The sequence below is a fragment of the Mesorhizobium sp. PL10 genome, assembly GCF_053714315.1.
The window spans coordinates 1-300 of sequence record NZ_JBSKBR010000231.1; the positions used below are offsets into that span (position 1 = coordinate 1).

At 61.3% G+C, this 300-nt stretch carries 1 pseudogene; it reads left to right on the top strand.

Features of this window, described 5'->3' with window-relative positions:
• Positions 1-300 (top strand): annotated as a pseudogene (gene groEL / locus ACWGTO_RS33985) (chaperonin GroEL); the annotation flags it as partial.

The following is a 300-nucleotide window of genomic DNA, read 5'->3' on the forward strand; positions in this document are numbered from 1 at the left end:
CGGTCGGCGCCATGATCGCCGAAGCGATGCAGAAGGTCGGCAACGAAGGCGTCATCACGGTCGAGGAAGCCAAGACCGCCGAGACCGAACTCGAAGTCGTCGAAGGCATGCAGTTCGACCGCGGCTATCTCTCGCCCTACTTCGTGACCAACGCCGACAAGATGGTTGCAGAGCTCGAGGACGTCTACATCCTCCTGCACGAGAAGAAGCTGTCCAACCTGCAGGCCATGCTGCCGGTCCTCGAAGCCGTCGTGCAGACCTCCAAGCCGCTGCTCATCATCTCGGAAGACGTCGAAGGCG